This is a genomic window from Microbispora sp. H10949, assembly GCF_014161435.1.
Lineage (GTDB): Bacteria > Actinomycetota > Actinomycetes > Streptosporangiales > Streptosporangiaceae > Microbispora > Microbispora triticiradicis.
Genome location: NZ_JABBWZ010000006.1, coordinates 285,394 through 302,674, shown reverse-complemented (window position 1 = coordinate 302,674; position 17,281 = coordinate 285,394). Strand labels below are relative to the sequence as shown.

14 protein-coding genes are annotated in these 17,281 nt (G+C 71.7%); 9 read left to right on the top strand and 5 right to left on the bottom strand.

The window, feature by feature from the left end:
* Positions 1–41: 41 nt before the first annotated feature.
* The 5 genes from HHX40_RS17865 (at position 42) to HHX40_RS37745 (ending at position 6,230) form a co-directional block, all read left to right on the top strand.
* The gene (locus tag HHX40_RS17865; protein WP_165900476.1) at positions 42–566 is read left to right on the top strand and encodes a PadR family transcriptional regulator; all 525 of its coding nucleotides are present in this window, start codon (positions 42–44) and stop codon (positions 564–566) included.
* Positions 563–1,243 (top strand): ABC transporter ATP-binding protein, encoded by a 681-nt coding sequence (locus tag HHX40_RS17860; RefSeq protein ID WP_182873876.1) that lies wholly within the window; start codon positions 563–565, stop codon positions 1,241–1,243. The genes HHX40_RS17865 and HHX40_RS17860 overlap by 4 nt, the downstream gene beginning before the upstream one ends.
* Positions 1,240–3,492: an FtsX-like permease family protein gene (locus HHX40_RS17855; protein WP_182881470.1), complete on the top strand. Its 2,253-nt coding sequence runs from the start codon at positions 1,240–1,242 to the stop codon at positions 3,490–3,492. The genes HHX40_RS17860 and HHX40_RS17855 overlap by 4 nt, the downstream gene beginning before the upstream one ends.
* Positions 3,493–3,509: 17 nt before the next feature.
* On the top strand, positions 3,510–5,801 hold the full coding sequence (locus HHX40_RS17850) for a penicillin acylase family protein (protein ID WP_259403691.1): 2,292 nt from the start codon (positions 3,510–3,512) through the stop codon (positions 5,799–5,801).
* Positions 5,802–5,912: 111 nt separating this feature from the next.
* Positions 5,913–6,230 carry a helix-turn-helix domain-containing protein gene (locus HHX40_RS37745; RefSeq protein WP_111698025.1) on the top strand — a complete coding sequence of 106 codons (318 nt, stop codon included), beginning with the start codon at positions 5,913–5,915 and terminating at the stop codon, positions 6,228–6,230.
* On the opposite strand, the gene lat is transcribed toward HHX40_RS37745, so the two are convergent.
* A complete protein-coding gene (gene lat, locus HHX40_RS17840) occupies positions 6,150–7,424 on the bottom strand; it encodes an L-lysine 6-transaminase (RefSeq protein WP_111698009.1) in 1,275 nt (424 codons plus the stop codon). The two genes, HHX40_RS37745 and lat, sit on opposite strands and share 81 nt — an antisense overlap.
* A 227-nt stretch (positions 7,425–7,651) precedes the next feature.
* Between lat and HHX40_RS17835 the strand changes: the two genes are divergently transcribed.
* Both HHX40_RS17835 and HHX40_RS17830 read left to right on the top strand, forming a co-directional pair.
* The gene (locus HHX40_RS17835; RefSeq protein WP_182881468.1) at positions 7,652–9,007 is read left to right on the top strand and encodes a transaminase; all 1,356 of its coding nucleotides are present in this window, start codon (positions 7,652–7,654) and stop codon (positions 9,005–9,007) included.
* Entirely contained in the window at positions 9,004–9,450 is a 447-nt protein-coding gene (locus tag HHX40_RS17830; RefSeq protein WP_182881467.1) for an Lrp/AsnC family transcriptional regulator, read from the top strand. Before HHX40_RS17835 ends, HHX40_RS17830 begins: the two co-directional genes overlap by 4 nt.
* 5 nt (positions 9,451–9,455) lie before the next feature.
* Here the strand turns inward: HHX40_RS17830 and HHX40_RS17825 are convergent, their stop codons facing one another.
* Positions 9,456–11,090 carry a penicillin-binding transpeptidase domain-containing protein gene (locus tag HHX40_RS17825; protein ID WP_182881466.1) on the bottom strand — a complete coding sequence of 545 codons (1,635 nt, stop codon included), beginning with the start codon at positions 11,088–11,090 and terminating at the stop codon, positions 9,456–9,458.
* 32 nt (positions 11,091–11,122) lie between these two features.
* Between HHX40_RS17825 and HHX40_RS17820 the strand changes: the two genes are divergently transcribed.
* Positions 11,123–11,965 (top strand): fused MFS/spermidine synthase, encoded by an 843-nt coding sequence (locus HHX40_RS17820; protein ID WP_310738164.1) that lies wholly within the window; start codon positions 11,123–11,125, stop codon positions 11,963–11,965.
* 28 nt (positions 11,966–11,993) lie between these two features.
* Here the strand turns inward: HHX40_RS17820 and HHX40_RS17815 are convergent, their stop codons facing one another.
* Both HHX40_RS17815 and HHX40_RS17810 read right to left on the bottom strand, forming a co-directional pair.
* Complete coding sequence (locus HHX40_RS17815; protein WP_182881465.1) at positions 11,994–13,664, bottom strand: DUF222 domain-containing protein; 1,671 nt, start codon at positions 13,662–13,664, stop codon at positions 11,994–11,996.
* Between the two features lie 1,019 nt (positions 13,665–14,683).
* Positions 14,684–14,956 carry a 4a-hydroxytetrahydrobiopterin dehydratase gene (locus HHX40_RS17810; RefSeq protein ID WP_182881464.1) on the bottom strand — a complete coding sequence of 91 codons (273 nt, stop codon included), beginning with the start codon at positions 14,954–14,956 and terminating at the stop codon, positions 14,684–14,686.
* 46 nt (positions 14,957–15,002) lie between these two features.
* Here HHX40_RS17810 and HHX40_RS17805 point away from each other — a divergent pair, with 46 nt between their 5' ends.
* Positions 15,003–15,656, top strand: a complete 654-nt coding sequence (locus HHX40_RS17805) for a class II aldolase/adducin family protein (RefSeq protein WP_310738163.1) — start codon at positions 15,003–15,005, stop codon at positions 15,654–15,656.
* A gap of 30 nt (positions 15,657–15,686) precedes the next feature.
* Here HHX40_RS17805 and HHX40_RS17800 read toward each other — a convergent pair whose 3' ends face one another.
* The gene (locus tag HHX40_RS17800; protein ID WP_182881463.1) at positions 15,687–17,261 is read right to left on the bottom strand and encodes a DUF885 domain-containing protein; all 1,575 of its coding nucleotides are present in this window, start codon (positions 17,259–17,261) and stop codon (positions 15,687–15,689) included.
* Positions 17,262–17,281 lie beyond the last annotated feature (20 nt).

Genomic DNA, 17,281 nt, shown 5'->3' with positions numbered 1-17,281 from the left:
ATTAGCACCTCCGCGTATACACTCGATGTATAGTCGCGGACATGACCGTTCCCCTCGCGTTGCTCGGCCTGCTGGAACGGGAGCCGAGCCACGGATACGACCTGAAACGCGACTACGACACCATCTTCGGCCGGGGCAGGCCGCTGCCCTTCGGGCAGGTGTACTCGACGCTGGGCCGCCTGGCCAGGGACGGCAAGGTCACCGGTCAGAGCGAACCGGGCGACGGGCCGGACCGCAAGCGCTACGCCATCACCCCGCTGGGCAGGCAGGAGGTCGCCACGTGGCTGGCCGAACCGGTCGCGGCCGAGCCGTATCTGCAGACCGTGCTGTTCACCAAGGTCGTGCTGGCGCTGATGCTGGGCCGGGACGCGGCCGGCTATCTGGACGCGCAGCGCGCCACGCACATGCGGCGCATGCGGGAGCTGGCGGAGATCAAGCGCGGCGGCCCTCTGACCGACGCCCTGCTGGCCGACCACGCCATGTTCCACCTGGAGGCGGACCTGCGGTGGATCGACGTCACCCAGGCCCGGCTGGGGGCCCTGGCCGAGGTGGTGCGCGCGTCGTGATCATCGAAGCTCGGGGGGTCAGCCGCTCCTACGGCAGCACGCCCGCGCTGCGGGAGGCGAACCTGTCGGTTGCCGCGGGCGAGGTCGTGGCGATCATGGGTCCCAGCGGGTCCGGCAAGTCGACGCTGCTGCACTGCCTGGCCGGCATCTTCACGCCCGACAGCGGCGAGGTGTGGTTCGACGGACGCCGTTTGGACACCCTGGACGACGGCCGCCGCAGCGAGCTGCGGCGCACCGCCTTCGGCTTCGTCTTCCAGTTCGGCCAGCTCGTGCCGGAGCTGACCGCGGCCGACAACGTGATGCTGCCGCTGCTGCTGGGCCGCGCCAGGAGAAAGCACGCCCAGCGGCGGGCGGCCGAATGGCTGGAGCGGCTGGAGCTGGCCGACCTGGGCGGCCGGCGCACCGGGGAGCTGTCCGGCGGGCAGGCGCAGCGCGTGGCGATCGCCAGAGCGCTGGTGACGCGGCCGCGGGTCGTGTTCGCCGACGAGCCCACCGGCGCGCTGGACACACTCACCGGCGAGCACGTGATGGACCTGCTGGTGGGCCTGGCCCGCGAGGAGGGCGCCACCGTGATCGTGGTCACCCATGACGCCCGGGTGGCCGCCTGCGCCGACCGGGAGGTCGTGGTGCGCGACGGCCGTGTCTCCGACCCGTACACGATCGGGGCCGTCCGGTGATCCGGCTGGGCCTGCGGCTGTCGCTGAGCAGCGGCAGGGAGGCGGCGGCCAGGCTGGCGCTGATCGTCGTCGGGGTGGCGGCCGGCGTCGCGGTGCTGCTGGCCACGCTGTCGCTGTTCAACGCCTTCCAGGCCACCGGCGGCCGTCCCTGCTGGGAGTGCACGACCGGCTCGGCGCCCAGCGGCTGGGCCCTCGACGCGACGGCCGACGGCGCGCTGTGGAACTACCACGAGGACTTCTACGGGGGCCGGACGATCAAGAGGCTCGACGCCGCCGCGCTCGGCACGCGGGCGCCGGTCGTCCCCGGCCTGTCCCGCATGCCGGGCCCGGGGCAGTACTACGCCTCGCCCGCGCTGGCCGGGCTGCTGGACTCGGCACCCCGTGAGGAGCTGGCCGCCCGCTTCCCCGGCACGCGCGCCGGACTGATCGGCGACGCGGCGCTGTCCGGGCCCGACGAGCTGGTCGTGGTGGTAGGACAGACGCCGGATCAGGTCGTCGCCATGCCCGGCGCCAGGCAGGTCGACACGGTCTCCACCGAGCCCGCGTTCGACGACAGCGCGGACGTCTACCGGTTCGGCTTCGGCATGGCAGCCGTCGGGCTGATCGTCCCGCTGCTGGTGCTCGTGGGCACCGCCACCCGGCTGGCCGCGGCTCGCCGCGAGACCCGCTTCGCCGCGATCCGCCTGGTCGGAGCGACCACGCGGCAGATCAACGTGCTCGCGACGGTGGACGCCGCGCTGGGCGCGCTGGTGGGCGCGCTGACCGGCCTCGCGATCTTCCAGCTCGTCCGGCCGGCCGTGGCCGGGGTGCGGATCACCGGTGCCCGGTTCTTCCCCGGGCTGGTCGCCCCGCACGCCTGGCAGTACGCCGCCGTGCTCTGCGGCGTGCCGGTCGTGGCGGCCTGCGCCGCCCTGTGGTCGCTGCGCCGGGTGCGGATCTCGCCGCTCGGCGTGGCGCGGAAGACCGCCGCGTCCCCGCCGCGAGCCTGGCGGGTGATCCCGCTGCTGGCAGGGCTGGGGATGTTCGCGGGCCCGGTGTACCGGAACGGCGAGCCCGACGATCTGCCGGCCGTCGTCGCGCTCGCGCTGGTCATGGCCGGGCTGATGCTGGCCGGTCCCTGGCTGACCATGGTCGCCGCACGGCTGGCCGCCCGGCTGACCCGGGGCGGGGCGACGCTGCTGGCCGCGCGGCGCCTGGCCGCCGATCCGAAGACCGCCTTCAGGTCGGTGAGCGGGCTGGTGCTGGCGGTGTTCATCGGAACGACGATCGCGGCCCTCGTGCCGACGGTGGTCGCCGGCCAGCAGAAGGTGGCCGGGGGCACGCTCAACGACGTTCTGGGCGCCAGGTTCGACCGGCCGGGCGTCTCCGGCCTCTCACCGCGGGCGGGGACGGAGCTCCTCGACCGGCTGCACGCCCGCCCGGGCGTGGACGTGCTGCCGATCTACGCGCTACCGATCAATGCGCTGCCGATCAATGCGCTGCCGGTCGATGCCGGCCCGCGGCCCGACGGCCCGCCGCCCATGCCGTACGTCGTCGAGTGCACCGACTTGGCCCGCTTCCCCGTACTCGGCCGCTGCCCTGTGAACATCGACGGCAGGGGCGCCCGGGCCGTGGCGGGCAACTTCGCCCGCATCGTCGGCGCCGACAACCCTCTCACCGTCGACAGACTCCTTCCGCTGGCGGGCCCGGCCAGCCCGCACGCCTCCACCGACGGGCTCGACCTGGCGGCCATCATGATCACCACACGCGATCCCGCGACACTGGAGCGGCTGCGCACCCTGCTGTCCGGCTACACCGTCGAAGCGCCGATGACCTTCGCCGAGATCGCCGAGGTCAGGGCGGACCTCTACGTCCGGGCGGAGAACGTCGCGCTGGCCATGGTCGGGCTCACCCTGGTCGCCGGTGCCTGCGGCCTCGTGGTGGCGGCCGGCGGCGGGCTGGTGGAGCGCAGGCGGCCGTTCACCCTGCTGCGGCTGGCGGGCACGCCCACGCGCACCCTGGCCGCGGTGGTGCTGCTGGAGTCGGCGCTGCCGCTCGTGCTGGCCGCCGCGCTCGCCGCCGGCTCCGGCTTCGGCGTGGCCGAGCCGCTCATCGACGCCCTCGCGATGAGGAGCGCGTCGATCGCGATGCCGGGACCCGTCTACTTCGCCTCCCTCGGCGGCGGCCTGGCCGCCTCCCTCCTGGTGATCCTCACGACGCTGCCGCTGCTGCGGCGCATGACCACGCCTGACAACGCGCGTTTCGAATAGGAGCTCCCATGAGGCTCATGCCTACTGCGGCGATCACGCTGGCGTTACTCGCCCCCGCCGTCGCGGCCGTACCCCCCGCGGAGGCGGCCGGCGGAGGCTACTCGGCCACGATCCGGCGCACCGAGTACGGCATCCCGCACATCACCGCCAAGGACTACGGCGGCCTCGGATTCGGGTACGGCTACGCCTTCGCCCAGGACAACCTGTGCACGCTGGCCTCCTGGGTGGTGACGCTGCGCGGCGAACGCTCCCGCTACTTCGGCCCGGAGGCCGAGTCCGACGATCCGGTCCGCCCGGTCTCCAATCTCGCCGGCGACGTCTACTACAAGAGCGTCGCCGCCTCCGGCGTCGTACGGCGGCTGCTGGCCCGGCCCGCGCCGGTCGGCCCGAGCGACGAGCTGCGCCGCCTGGTCGACGGCTACGTCGCCGGATACAACCGCTACCTCGCGGACACCGGCGTGGCGAACCTGCCCGACCCCACCTGCCGGGGCAAGGCGTGGGTCGGTCCGATCACCGCCACCGACATGTGGAACAATCTGCTCGACCTCGCCCGCATGACGTCGAGCTCCTCGTTCAAGGAGGCCGTCACCGGGATAGCCGAACCCGAGGGGCCCCCAGAAGACAAGAGACCGAAGCCCGAGCCGGCGGCGGGCAGCAACGCCTGGGCGCTCGGCCGTCGGGCCACGCGCGGGGGCGGCGGCATGGTGCTGGCCGACCCGCACTTCCCCTGGCAGGGGATCCGCCGCTTCTACCAGGTCCAGCTCACCATCCCCGGCGTGCTCGACGTCTCCGGTGGCAGCCTGTACGGCACCCCGGTCGTCCAGATCGGCCACAACGCCAAGGTCGCCTGGACCCACACCGTCTCCCACGCCCAGCACTTCACCGTCTACCGGCTGAAGCTCGCGGACGGCCACAGCTACACCGTGGACGGCCGGGCGGAGCCGATGGGCGAGCAGGAGGTGGAGGTCACCCTGCCGGACGGCACCGTCTCCGGCCACACGCTCCTCACCTCCCGCTACGGCCCGGTGCTCGCCATCGGCCGGACCGACGAGGCCGCGTACGCGCTGGCCGACGCGAACGCCGCCAACCTGCGGGCGGCCGACGAGTGGCTGGCGATGGCCAGGGCGGGCAGCCTCGACGAGCTGCGCACGGCCCAGCGGACCTACCAGGGGATGCCGTTCGTCCACACCCTCGCCACCGACGCGAGCGGGACCGCCTACTTCGCCGACACCTCTCTCGTCCCCCACGTCACCGACGCCGAGGCGGAGCGCTGCGCCAGGCCCTCGCCCGTTCCGGGCCTCGATGCGTACGTCCTGGACGGCTCGACGTCCGCGTGCCTGTGGGGCAGGGACGGCGACGCCGTCGTGCCGGGCGTCTTCGGGCCGGGCAACCAGCCGAGGCTGGTCCGCGCCGACTACGTGGCCAACTCCAACAACACCTACTGGATGACGAACCCGGCGAAGCCGCTCACCGGCTATCCCGAGGCGTACGGCCAGACGGGCACCGACCTGGAGCCGCGCCCGCGGGTAAGCCTCGACATGATCGCCCAGCGGCTGTCCGGCGCCGACGGGCTCGGCGCGCCCGGCTTCACGCTGGAGACGCTGCAGGCCACGGTGCGCGGCAAGCGCAACCTCACCTTCGAGCTCATGCGCGACGACCTGCTGAAGCTGTGCCGCACCCACCCCGAACTCCTGGACGTGCGCGAGGCCTGCCGGACTTTGGAGAAGTGGAACGGGCGCGCCACCCTGGACGGCGAGGGCACCGTCCTGTGGCGCGAGTTCTTCAGCCGGCTGGGCCGCCCCACCAAGCCGGGAGAGCCGGTCTTCAGCCCCTGGCGGGTGCCGTTCGACCCCGCGCGCCCGCTGACCACCCCGAGCGGGCTCAAGAGCGACGACCCGACCGTACGGCAGGCCCTCGCCGACGCCGTGCTCCGCTTCCGGTCCAACCGGATTCCCCTGACGCTCACCCCCGGGCAGGCGCAGAGCTACTCCTCGATCCCGATTCCCGGCTGCACAGAAGGAGAGGGCTGCTTCGACCGGGTGCGCACGGGCGGACCGCTGGGCACGGACGGACGCTATCCGGAGGTGAACACCGGCTCCAGCTTCTTGATGGCCGTCGAGCTCACCAAGGACGGCCCCCGCACGCGGACCGTCCTCACCTACTCCCTGTCCGCCAACCCCGCGTCGCCGCACCACACCGACCAGACGGCGCTGTTCTCGCGCGGCGGGTGGGTGACCGAGCGCTTCACGCCGGCCGAGATCGCCGCCGATCCGCACCTCGAAACCGTCACGGTCCACGGAGGGCATTGACCCGGGCAAGTCAGCCCTCTTAGCCCCCATCGGTGGACATTGCGGGTTATGCTGCCTGACAACCGCCGCGCGGGGGCCCCGGCGATCTCTGACGTCTTCGACGGAGGCCGGATGAGAGGCGACGACCACACCGCCCTTGGGTTGAGTAAGCGAGAGAGCGAGGTCATGGAGCTGATCGCGACAGGTCACTCCAATGGCGAGATCGCCCAGCGGCTGTTCCTGAGCGAGAAGACCGTGAAGAACCACGTGAACCGCATCTACGCGAAGCTGGGCGTGGAGTCGCGGGTCAGGGCCATCTGCCGCTGGCGCGGGGAGGCGGAGCCGTCCGGGGAAGGACGGGAGAGGTGCTCAGACGCCGGCGAGGCAGGCGCGGAGACCGGCGAGGCCGTGCTCAAGCTCGTCGGGCTGGACGGACAGGGCAGGGCGTAGCCGCACCGACCGCTCGCCGCAGCGCAGGACCAGGATCGCCCGCTCCTCCCGCAGCCGGGTGACCAGCCCGCCGGGGTCGGGGACGTCGAAGGCGCACATGAGCCCACGACCCCGCGCGTTGGCGACCAGGCCGTCGGACTCCAGGCCCCGCAGGGCGCCCAGCAGCTTCTCGCCCAGGATGGCCGCTCTCGGGATCAGCCCGTCCCGCTCGATGATCTCCAGCATCCGGCGGGACCGCACCATGTCGGTCAGCCCGCCGCCCCAGGTGGAGTTGATCCGGCCGCTCACCCGGAACACGTTGTCCGGCACCAGGTCCACCCTGCGGCCCGCCATGATGCCGCCGACCTGCACCTTCTTCGCGAAGGCCACGATGTCGGGGGCCAGCCCGAGCTGCTGGTACGCCCAGGGCGTGCCGGTGAGACCCACCCCGGTCTGCACCTCGTCCAGCACGAACAGCGCCTCGTACTCGTGGCACAGGCCCTGCATGGCCCGCAGGAACTCGGGGCGCATGTGGTTGTCGCCCCCTTCGCCCTGGATCGGCTCGGCGATGAAGCAGGCGATGTCGTGGCGGAACCGCTCGAACGCCTCCCTCGCCTGCGCCAGCGCCCGCTTCTCGGCGCGTTCGACGTCCCCGAGGTGGATCGCCGGGACGTCGACGCGCGGCCAGTAGAACCGGGGGAACCGGTCGGTCTTGACGGCGTCGGTGTTGGTGAGCGAGAGCGCGTAGCCGCCGCGGCCGTGGAAGGCCCGGGTCAGGTGGAGGACCCGGGTGCCGAGACCCGGATGACGGCCGTGGGCTTCATTCCAGCGGCTCTTCCAGTCGAAGGCGCACTTGAGCGCGTTCTCCACGGCCGCCGACCCACCCTCGACGAAGAACAGGTGCGGCAGTTCCGGGTCGCCGAGCACCCGCCGGAACGTCTCGACGAACTCGGCGAGGTGCACGGTGTAGATGTCGGAGTTGGCGGGCTTGTTGGCCGCCACCCGGCCGAGCAGTCCGACGAACCCGGGGTCGCCGGCGAAGGGGTTGACCCCGAGCGGCGACGAGGCGAAGAACGTGTAGAAGTCCAGATACCTGCGCCCGTCACGGGCGTCGACCAGCCAGGAGCCCGCGCTCCGGTCCAGGTCGAGCACCAGCCGGAAGCCGTCGACGAGCAGGTGCCGTGCAAGGGCGTCGTGCACAGCGCTGGGGTCCATGTCGCCTCCGCGTCAGGCTGGGAGACGAGATGATTCCCTCACAGTCGGTCAACTATGTGAATGGTTTCCGCCTTACTACCGTCCAGGACAAATATTTTTCAGACGAGAAGTTTTCCCGACTACGGACGCGACCACCCCGGTGATGACGAAACGAACGTAGTTGTGTACGTTTACTTCAGAATCCGTGGCCGACACCGGGTTCGGCAAGCTTTTCTGAGGCAGGGAACATGATCGACCGTACTCACCTGGCCCGGCTGCTCGACCGCGAGCGTGGCCTCTTCCGGGAGCGGAACCCGCGCTCGGCCGCCGCGTACGAGCAGGCGAGAGGGCACCTCTTCGGCGGCGTGCCGATGACGTGGATGAACAAGACGGCCGCGGGCTTCCCGCTGTACCTGGCCGAGGCCCACGGCGCCCGCGTCACCGACCTCGACGGCCACGAGTACGTCGATCTCTGCCTCGGCGACACGGGCGCGATGGCCGGGCACTCACCGCGGGCGACCGTGGAGGCGGTCGCCGACCGGTTCGGCCGCCTGGGCGGCGCCACCGTGATGATGCCGACCGAGGACGCGGCCTGGGTCGGCGCCGAGCTCGACCGCCGGTTCGGCCTGCCGTACTGGAGCTTCTCGCTGACCGCCACCGACGCCAACCGGTGGGCCATCCGGCTGGCGCGGGCGATCACCGGAAGGCCGAAGATCCTGGTCAACAGCTACTGCTACCACGGCAGCGTGGACGAGGTGCTGATCGTGGTCGGCCCGGACGGCCGGCAGGTGTCCCGCGAGGGCAACGTCGGCGCACCGGTCGACCCCACTGTGACCTCCCGCGTCGTGGAGTTCAACGACCTGCCCGCGCTTGAGCGCGAACTGGCGTACGGCGACGTCGCGGCGGTCCTGATGGAGCCCGCGCTGACCAACATCGGGATCGTGCTGCCCGAGCCGGGCTACCTGGAGGGCGTGCGCGAGCTGACCCGGCGGCACGGCAGCCTGCTGATCAACGACGAGACCCACACCTTCTCGGCCGGGCCCGGCGGTTGCACGAAGGCCTGGGGCCTGCGTCCCGACATCGTGACGATCGGCAAGGCCGTCGGCGGCGGCATCCCGAGCGGCGGGTACGGCCTGTCGGCCGAGGTCGCCGCGCGGATCGAGGCGATGGACGGGCTCGACCTGGTCGACATGGGCGGGGTCGGCGGCACGCTGGCGGGCAACCCCCTGTCGGTCGCCGCCATGCGGGCCACGCTGGAGCACGTGCTCACCGACGACGCGTTCACCGCCATGACCGAGCTGGCGACCCGCTTCGCCAAAGGTGTCGAGGAGATCATCGGCGACCACGGCCTGCCGTGGTCGGTCAGCCGGCTGGGCGCACGCGCCGAGTATCGCTTCACCAGCCCTGCCCCGCGCAACGGCGGCGAGTCGAACGCGGCCGGCGATCCCGACCTGGACGACTACCTGCACGTCTACCTGGCCAACCGGGGGGTGCTGCTCACGCCGTTCCACAACATGGCGCTGATGTCCCCGGCCACGACCGAGGCCGATGTGGACCGGCACCACGAGGTGTTCGCGGCGGCGGTCGCCGAGCTGGTCGCATGATCCCGGACGAGATCGACCGGGTCCTGCTGCGCGAGCTGCAGCGGGACGGCCGGGCCTCCTACACCGCGCTCGCCGAGGCGACCGGCCTGTCCGCCCCCGCCGTACGGCAGCGGGTGCAGCGGCTGCGCGACGAGGGCGTCGTGCAGATCGTCGGGGTCACCGACCCGATGGCGCTGGGCCTGCCGGTCATGGCGCTGATCGGCGTACGCGTCGACAGCGACGTGCACGAGGTCGCCGACCGGATCAGCGAACTGTCCGGCGTGATCTACGTGGTGCTCACGGCGGGCTCGTTCGACCTGTTCGCCGAGGTGGTGTGCCAGGAGCCCGCCGAGCTCCTCGCGGTGCTCAACGACCACGTCAAACGGGTGCCCGGCGTCACCAGGGCCGAGGCGTTCACCTACTTCGGGATCCACACCCACCGGTTCGCCTGGCCCGGTGTCTGAAGGGTCTAGAGGGCCTGCAGGAAGCGGGCGGCGATGGGCACGGCGGCGCTCCGCCCGGTGCCGCCGTGCTCGACGAACACGGCGAAGGCGAGGTCACCCTGGTAGCCGATGAACCAGGCGTGGTCCTGGCCGCCCTGCCAGTCCTCCGCCGTGCCGGTCTTGCCGGCCACCCCCTCCGGCAGGTGGGCCTCGGCGGCGGTCCCGTCGACGGTGACCGCGCTCATCAGGTCGCGCAGCCCCTCCGCCACGTTCGCCGGTAGGGGGACGCTCTGCGGCAGCTCGCCCTGGGACGCGTCATCCGCCAGCGGGCGGGCCGGCCGCCACTCGCCGCTCTTCACCGCCGCCGCGACCAGCGCCATGCACAGGGGGGTCGCCTCGACCGTGCCCTGCCCGAAGGAGTCCTCGGCGAGCGCGTCGGGGTTCTCCGGCCGTTTCAGGCTGCCGCAGGTGTAGCCTCCGCCCTGCCCACTGCCCTCCCCGCCGCCGCTCTCCCCCTGCACGCCGAAGCCGAACGCCCTCGCCTGCTCGACCAGCCTGTCGGCGTTCAGCCGCTCGACCGTCAACCGAGCGAAGGTGGTGTTGCACGACAGGGCGAAGGCGTGGCGCAGCGTGACCGCCCCGTGGTCCTCGTCGTGGTAGTTGGGGATCGCCCGGTGGAAGGGGATCTGGTACACCGCCGGGCACTCCACCGTGGTGTCGGGGGCCAGCCCTCCACCGAGCAGGGCGGCGGCCGTGACCGTCTTGAACGTCGAACCGGGGGCGTACTTGCGCTCGAACGCGCCCCGGCCGCCCAGACGGTCGGCGACCGCGAGGATCTCCCCGGTCGTCGGCCGTACGGCGACGATGGCGGCCCGCTGCGGCACGCCGTCGAGCGCCCGGGCCGCCGCCGCCTGAACCGACCACTCAATGGTCGTCCGCACGCCGGCCGGTTGCTGCTTGGGCGTGTAGGCGAGGACGACCTTCGACGGCGACGCGGGGTTCTCGACCCGCAGCTCCCACCCCACCTCGACACCGTTCGTGGGCGCCGCCACCTGGCCCGCCAGCCCGTCGAGGTACGCGTCGGCGTCCGAGTCCTGGGGGAACTCCTCTCCCTCCCGGGTCACCGGGCGCAACGGCCCGGTCGTCGGTGTGGTCCTGACCAGGCGGCCACCGGCTTCGATCTCGGGAAACAGGACGGCCGGCGTCCACAGGACCTTCCAGGTGGCGTCCCGTACGGCCAGGCGCAGGACCGAGTCGAAACGCCAGGGCCCCTTGTCCGGCTCGTCCCGCTCCTGCGTGAAGGGCACCTCGGCCGTCTCGTCCCCGTCGCGTTTCACGGTCCCGGGCGTGATCCGCATCGAGTTCGACAGCGCGGCGTCCTCGAACTGGCGGTGCTGGTCGGCGAAGTCGGCCGGCGGCTCGTCGACGAGGTCGCGCATCGCCTCGTAGTCACCCTTGGCCCAGGCGTCGAAGTAGGCGGCGGCCGTCTCGTCCGGCGAGCCGTCCGGACGCAGTTGGAGCGTTCGCGGAAGGGTGGGGGACGCGACCGGCGTGGCGACCATCACCGGCTCCTGCCTGCCCGAGACCACGAGGCCGACCACGCCGAAGACGAAAATGGCCGCGGCGACCGTGACGAGGGCGAGCAGGGCCCTGTTCCGCATACGGTTCTCATATCACGCGAAAGGAGCCAAAGGTGGCAAGGAGCAAAGAACCGTTGCCAGGCCGCTATCAAGTGACCTTCGGCGAGGTGGAGCTCCTGCGCGACCTCGACCGGCCCGACGGGTGGATGCTGATCAGGGACGGCGTGCCCCAGTCGTACGTGGACCTGACCGATCCCACCTATCTGGACTTCTCCTACGTACAGCTCATCGCCGCCGTGATCGACTGCCTGCCGGAGGGCCCGCTCGACGCCGTGCACGTCGGCGGCGGGGCCTGCACGATCCCGCGCTACGTCTCCGCCCGCAGGCCCGGGTCCCGGCACATCGTCGTCGAGCCGGACGCCGGACTGGTCCAGCTCGTACGCGACCAGCTGAGGCTCAAGTCCGTGCCCCGGCTGAAGGTCCGGGTGGCGGACGGCCGCACGGCGACCGCCGCTCTGCCGGACGCCTCGGCCGACCTGTTCGTGCTCGACGCGTTCTCGGGCGCGACCATGCCGGTCGAGCTCGCGACCGCGGAGTACATGGCGGAGATGGCCCGTGTCCTGCGTCCCTCCGGTACCGCCCTGATCAACATCGCGGACGGCAAGGGCCTGCCCTTCGTCAAACGGGTCGTCTCCACGGCCGCCCGCGTGTTCCCCCATACCGCGCTGCTCGCCGAACCCGGCATCCTGCGCGGCCGCAGGTTCGGCAACGTCATCCTGACGGCGGCCCCCGGGCAGTTGCCCGTCGAGGCGCTGACCCGCAGGGCCGCGGGCGGCCTCACCCAGGCCCGATGCGTCGCGGACGGCGACCTGACCCGGCTGGTCGCGGGGGCCGCCCCCATTCACGACGGCGACTCCATCCTCGCCCCCGTACCCCCGGCCGACCTGTTCGGCTGACCGGCCAGCGGCGTCGAGAGGTTCACAGTCATAGGCGCCGCCGGGTGCTGCGGAGGTTTCGGGAGTCTCGGGGGTTGCGGTAGGTGAAGGCCCAGCGGTCGTCGCCGATCTTGCGGCGGGTGTAGCGGGTGGGGTGGCGGTAGCGGTCGCGGTTGTGGAACTGGCACGCCGGTCCCAGCAGCTTGAGGTCGGTCAGCCCGCCGCTGCACCAGTCCTCGGCGTGGTCGACCTGGCACATCGTGGCCGGCAGCGGGCAGCCGTCCACCCAGCAGGTCGCATACCGCGCGAAGACCGCCCGCCGCTGAGCCGGGGTCGCCAACCTCACCTTGCGGCCCATGTCCAGCACCTGCCCACCGGCGTCCATCACGATCCGCACCAAAGTGCTGGTGCGAGCCAGCCGGTGCACCCTGGAGACGGGCAGCAGATGCCCGGTCGCCAGGATCAACCCCGGCAACCCCCGCAACCACACCCCCGGCGGACTGTTGCCCCCCGCCCTCGGCCACGCGTCATCGTCGCGTTCCACTCCCGGCGGAGCATCGGCTCCTGTCCGGGACGTCTCATGCTGTGCCTCGCCTGTCCAGGAGGCGTGCCGGTAGCCCTCCGCTGGGCAGTCGTCGGCAGGGCGGTCCCCGCCGGGGCTGCCGTGAGCACGGCGATCCCTAGGGCAGTCCCCGCTTGGACTGTCCTCGGTGTGAGCGCCAGTGGTGTCGTCACTCTTGGTCGGGGGCTCAGTCGGGGGATCAGGAGCATGCGTCTGCTGCGCACGAGTGCGCTGCGAATTCCAGGTTCGGTGTCTGTGCGTCTTTGCCTCGTCGGCGTGACCCTGCCGGGTATCGCCCACCTCGCCGACCTCGCCGAGGTCGGCACGCTCGTCGCCGTCGGCCGCGTCGAAGTGCGGCCAGACGACGGCCGGGCCACCTGTGGCCGGGCGCTCGGAAGCAGAGGGCTCGCTGTCGGCGTCGGTTGTGCCGGCGTAAGGCATGCCGAAGTCCTCGCTGACGCAGGCGTCAGAGCCGGGGACGGAGCCTGGGCCGCAGGAGCCGAGGTCGGGACCAGAGCTGTCGCTCGGGCCGGCGTCTGAGGGGTCGCTGGTGAGGTGGTCGACAGATGCGTCAGCTGTGGGATCGCCTGAGGGGCCGGTGCCCGAAAGGTCGGGACCAGGGCCATCGCTCGGGGCTGGGTCTACCGAGTCGGTGGTGGGGTGGTCGGCAGAGGGGTCGGCTGTGGAGTCGCCTGAGGGGGTGGTGCCTGCGGGCTCGCGTGAGGGTTCGTCGGCTGAGGGTTCGTCGGCTGGGGGGTCGTCGGGGAGGCTTTCGGCGGTGACCAGCACCAGAAGCTCGGTCGCGATCTTGTTCTCCAGGAACGCGATGACCGCATCGGCGTTCCGCACGCTCGGGGTGCGGTCGTCGCCCTCGGCCTTCGGCTTGGCGTAGACGTCCAGCAGGTGCTGCATCCGCGCGGCGGCCTCGACCGGGAGGTAGAACTCTCCCTCCAGTCCGCCGTTCCTGCGCCGCCGGACCCGGAAGAAGCGGCGGTCCGCCTCTCCGGCCCGGTGCACCCGCCCCACCCGGGCGGCCAACGCGCTGGTGATGCGGTCGCGGGCCGACAGCAACTCCTCGGCCTCAGCCAGACACACCTCCGCCGACTCAGGCACCGGCACCAACGCCACCACCCGCGCCGCCTCACCAACAGCCGCCACCGCCACCCACGACGATGCACCACTGCCACCAGCACCAGAAGCACCAGCGGAAGCGCCGCCGGAAGCGCCGCTGTAGGCACCCCCGGCGCCATCCGGACAAGCCGCGTCGGGAGAAGCACAACCGGGAGGATCACCGTCAGGAAAAGCACCGTCGGCGGCACCGCCATCGGCGCGCGCGGCATCGGCGCGCGCGGCATCGGCGCCCAGGGCATCAGCACCGGCACCGGCAGGGCCAGGGCCAGGGGCGCCGCTGTCGGCATCTCCTGCGCGAGGGGCAGGGGCGGTGGGACCGACTCCAGGGCCGAGGATGTCGGCATGGTCAGGAGCACCATCAGGGGCGGGGCCATTCACGATTTCATCAGCGCTGGAGTCGTCAGCGCTGGAGTCGTCAGCGCTGGAGTCGTCAACGGCAGCGGTACCCGCACGAGTCTTAAATGCTCGAATGAAGGGGAAATTCGCCGGGATACCGTGCCGGCTCGCGTCGTTTCGTACATCGGGATCGACGATCGGCACGTATTCACGGGCAAGTGCGCCCTCGGAAGACCAAAGGGGCGAGCCGGCGGTGAGCTGATCCCACCAGTCGCCATCACCAGTATCGTTCGAACGACGGAGGCGCTCAGGATCGATGTCGAACAGATCCATCACACCTCCCCTGCCGATTCGAAATCCTGTATGAATTCTTCCACACCAGCGCGCCACGAACACCCTGAGCAGCGATTTTGCTGGAGTCACAGGCGCGCAGGGATGACGCTGCGACAGCGAATCAAATAAATCGGCATATATCACTGCACGACGTCGTCAGCTCCCAGCACAAATCGCACAGTCACGCGCCGATCAAAGCCACCGCATAAGGGGGTTCAGCCGTACGAAATCGCCCAAAAAAGCCGCAGCAAGGGGCGGGACGACTCCGCGAACCGTGCTCGGGCGCAGCGGCGTGACGCCGCACCCGCGATGCGCAGGGCCGGCGGCAGCGCGGGCAGCTCGGGCAGCACGGGCTTCGAAGATCGGGAGCCCGTGCTTCAGGGTTGTGCGGATCCTGCCTCGTGGTCGGCGACCATGGCGTCGATGCGGGCGGCGAGTTTGTAGTCGAGGTCGGTGAGGCCGCCCGCGTCGTGGGTGGTCAGCGCCAGATGCAGGGTGCGCCACCGGATGTCGATGTCGGGATGGTGGTTCAGCGCCTCGGCCTGCTCGGCGATGTCGTTGACGATCGCGATGGCCGTACGGAAGTCGCGGGCGACGACGGTCCTGCGGATCGTGTCACCCTCGCGACGCCACTCGGAAGCCTCGTACATGGGTTCAGGACATCACGAAAACCCGCCGATTGTGTAGATTCGCCGGGTGGATGACGGGGTGGACGAGCAGGTGAACGAGCGAGTGGACGAGCTGCGGCGTGAGCTGTGCGAGTACGGCCGCAGGGCGGCGGAACTCGGTCTGGTGATCGGGACCTCGGGCAACCTGAGTGCCCGGGAGGGCGACCTGGTCGTCGTCACTCCGTCCGGAGTGGCACTCGACCGGCTCCGGCCCGAGGACTGCCCGGTCCTCGACCTCACCGGCCGGGTGGTCGACGGCGGGACCAAGCCCTCCTCGGAGACGCCGACGCATCTCGCCCTGTACGAGGCGACCTCCGCGCGGGCCGTGGTCCACACCCACTCGGTCTTCGCGACCGTCGTCGCCTCCACCATGACCGAGCTGCCGCCGGTCCACTACAACGCGCTGCTGCTCGGCGGCACGGTCCGGGTCGCCCCGTACGCGACGTACGGCACGCCGGAACTGGCGCGGGGCGTCCTCGCCGCGATCGAGGGCAGGCAGGCCGCCCTGATGGCCAGCCATGGCGCGGTGACGATCGGGAACGGCCTGGAGCAGGCGTTCGAGGCGACCCGCCTGCTCGAATGGCTGTGTGAGGTCTACGTCCGCGCCCTGGGGGTGGGCCGGCCCGCGGTGCTCACCGAGGACCAGCTCACCGCCGTGATCGAACGTGCGCTCGCCGGCTGACCCACGCGCCCGGAACCCGGGATGCGAAGCTCAGCCCAGCACGGCCTTCCTGGCGAGGCCGAGCGGCAGGCCGCCCGACCCGGCGATCGTGTCGTGGAAGGTCCGCAGGTCGCCCGCGTAGTCGGCCCTGATGCGCTCGATCTCCAGTGCGCCGGTGAGGTACGAGGGAGCCTGGGTGGGCCAGGCGCAGTAGCGGCCGACCTCTCCCGCGGCGGTCCCCGGCGACAGGGACGCCTTCGTGGTGAGGAACTCCTCCGCCTGCTCCGGCGTCATGTCGTCGCAGTGCAGCGCGGTGTCCACGACGATGCGGGCGGCCCGCCAGATGCGGCAGTCGAGGTGGGCGAGCTCGGTCTGCGGGGTGTCGAAGTAGCCCTGCTCGTGCATCAGCTTCTCGACGTAGAGCGCCCAGCCCTCCACGAAGTACGGCGTACGGAAGATCTTGCGGGCGCGGCGCGGATTGCCGGCCATCCACCCGAGGTGCCAGTGGTGCCCGGGGTAGGCCTCGTGGACGCTGATCGAGGGCATCTGGGCCCGTGAGTTGGTCCGCAGCCGCTGCCGCACCTGCTCCTCGGTGAAGCCGTCCGGCGTGTACGGCACGAAGAAGATCCCGTCCCGCGAGGCCGACAGCGGCGGCGGGGCGAGGTAGCTCGCCACGGCGATGATGGGCCGCTGGAACTCCGGAGACGGCTCGACGCGGCATTCCTCCCCCTCCGGGAAGGTCACCAGTCCCCGCTCGCGGACGAAGTCGCGGGCCCGCAACGTCTCGGCCTCGTACTCGGCGCGCATGGCCTCCAGGGTCGGCGGGTGGTCGTCCATGAGCGACTCCATCGCCTCCCGCCACGTGCCCGGTCCGAGGCGGGACGCGACCTCGGTCATCCGCCCGTCGAGCTCGGCCCAGGCCTGCCTGCCCTTCTCGTGCAGCTCGGGGGCGCCGTACCCGAGCATCTCCCGCTCGCGCAGCAGGGCGGAGTAGAGCTCCTCGCCCATCCGCCAGCTGCCCCCCGGCCGGAAGTCCTCCAGGAAGCGGACCAGCCCGTCGAAGGCGTCGGCGGCGGGCTCGGCGGCCCGGGCGAGCCGCGCCCGCAGCTCCGGGTCGCCGACCTGGGCGGGCAGCGTCTCGGTCAGGAACCGGCGTCCCGTACGCGCCTGGTCGAGGCCGCGCCGGACCAGCAGGTCGGCGGCGATCTCGGGGTCCAGGTTCGCCCGGCAGGCGGCGAGCACGGCCGGCACCTCGGCGAGGCGCGCGACGGCGGCGTCGACCAGCTCGGCCTCCGGTTTGAGGCGCTGCTGGAACGGCGTGAACATCGAGGCGAAGACCAGACCGAGGTAGGCGGCCGGATCGCGCCGCCACTCCGGCCAGCGGGCCAGCGCCACGGCGCCGCGCAGATGGGCGGCGACCAGGTCGCGGTCGATCTCGTCCCCCGGGTCCTCGGGGGTCGCCTCCGACAGCTTGCGCAGCCATTCCTCGGCCGCCCGCTCCCGTCCCGTGAAGGCGGCCTCGCTGAAGTCGCCCAGCGTGCGGTCGTACCCGTCGGCCCCCAGCAGAGCGGCCATGACCGGGTTCTCGGCCAGGTACCAATCGATGAACTCGTCCACCAGCGTCATAGCGCCCGACTCTATCCGCG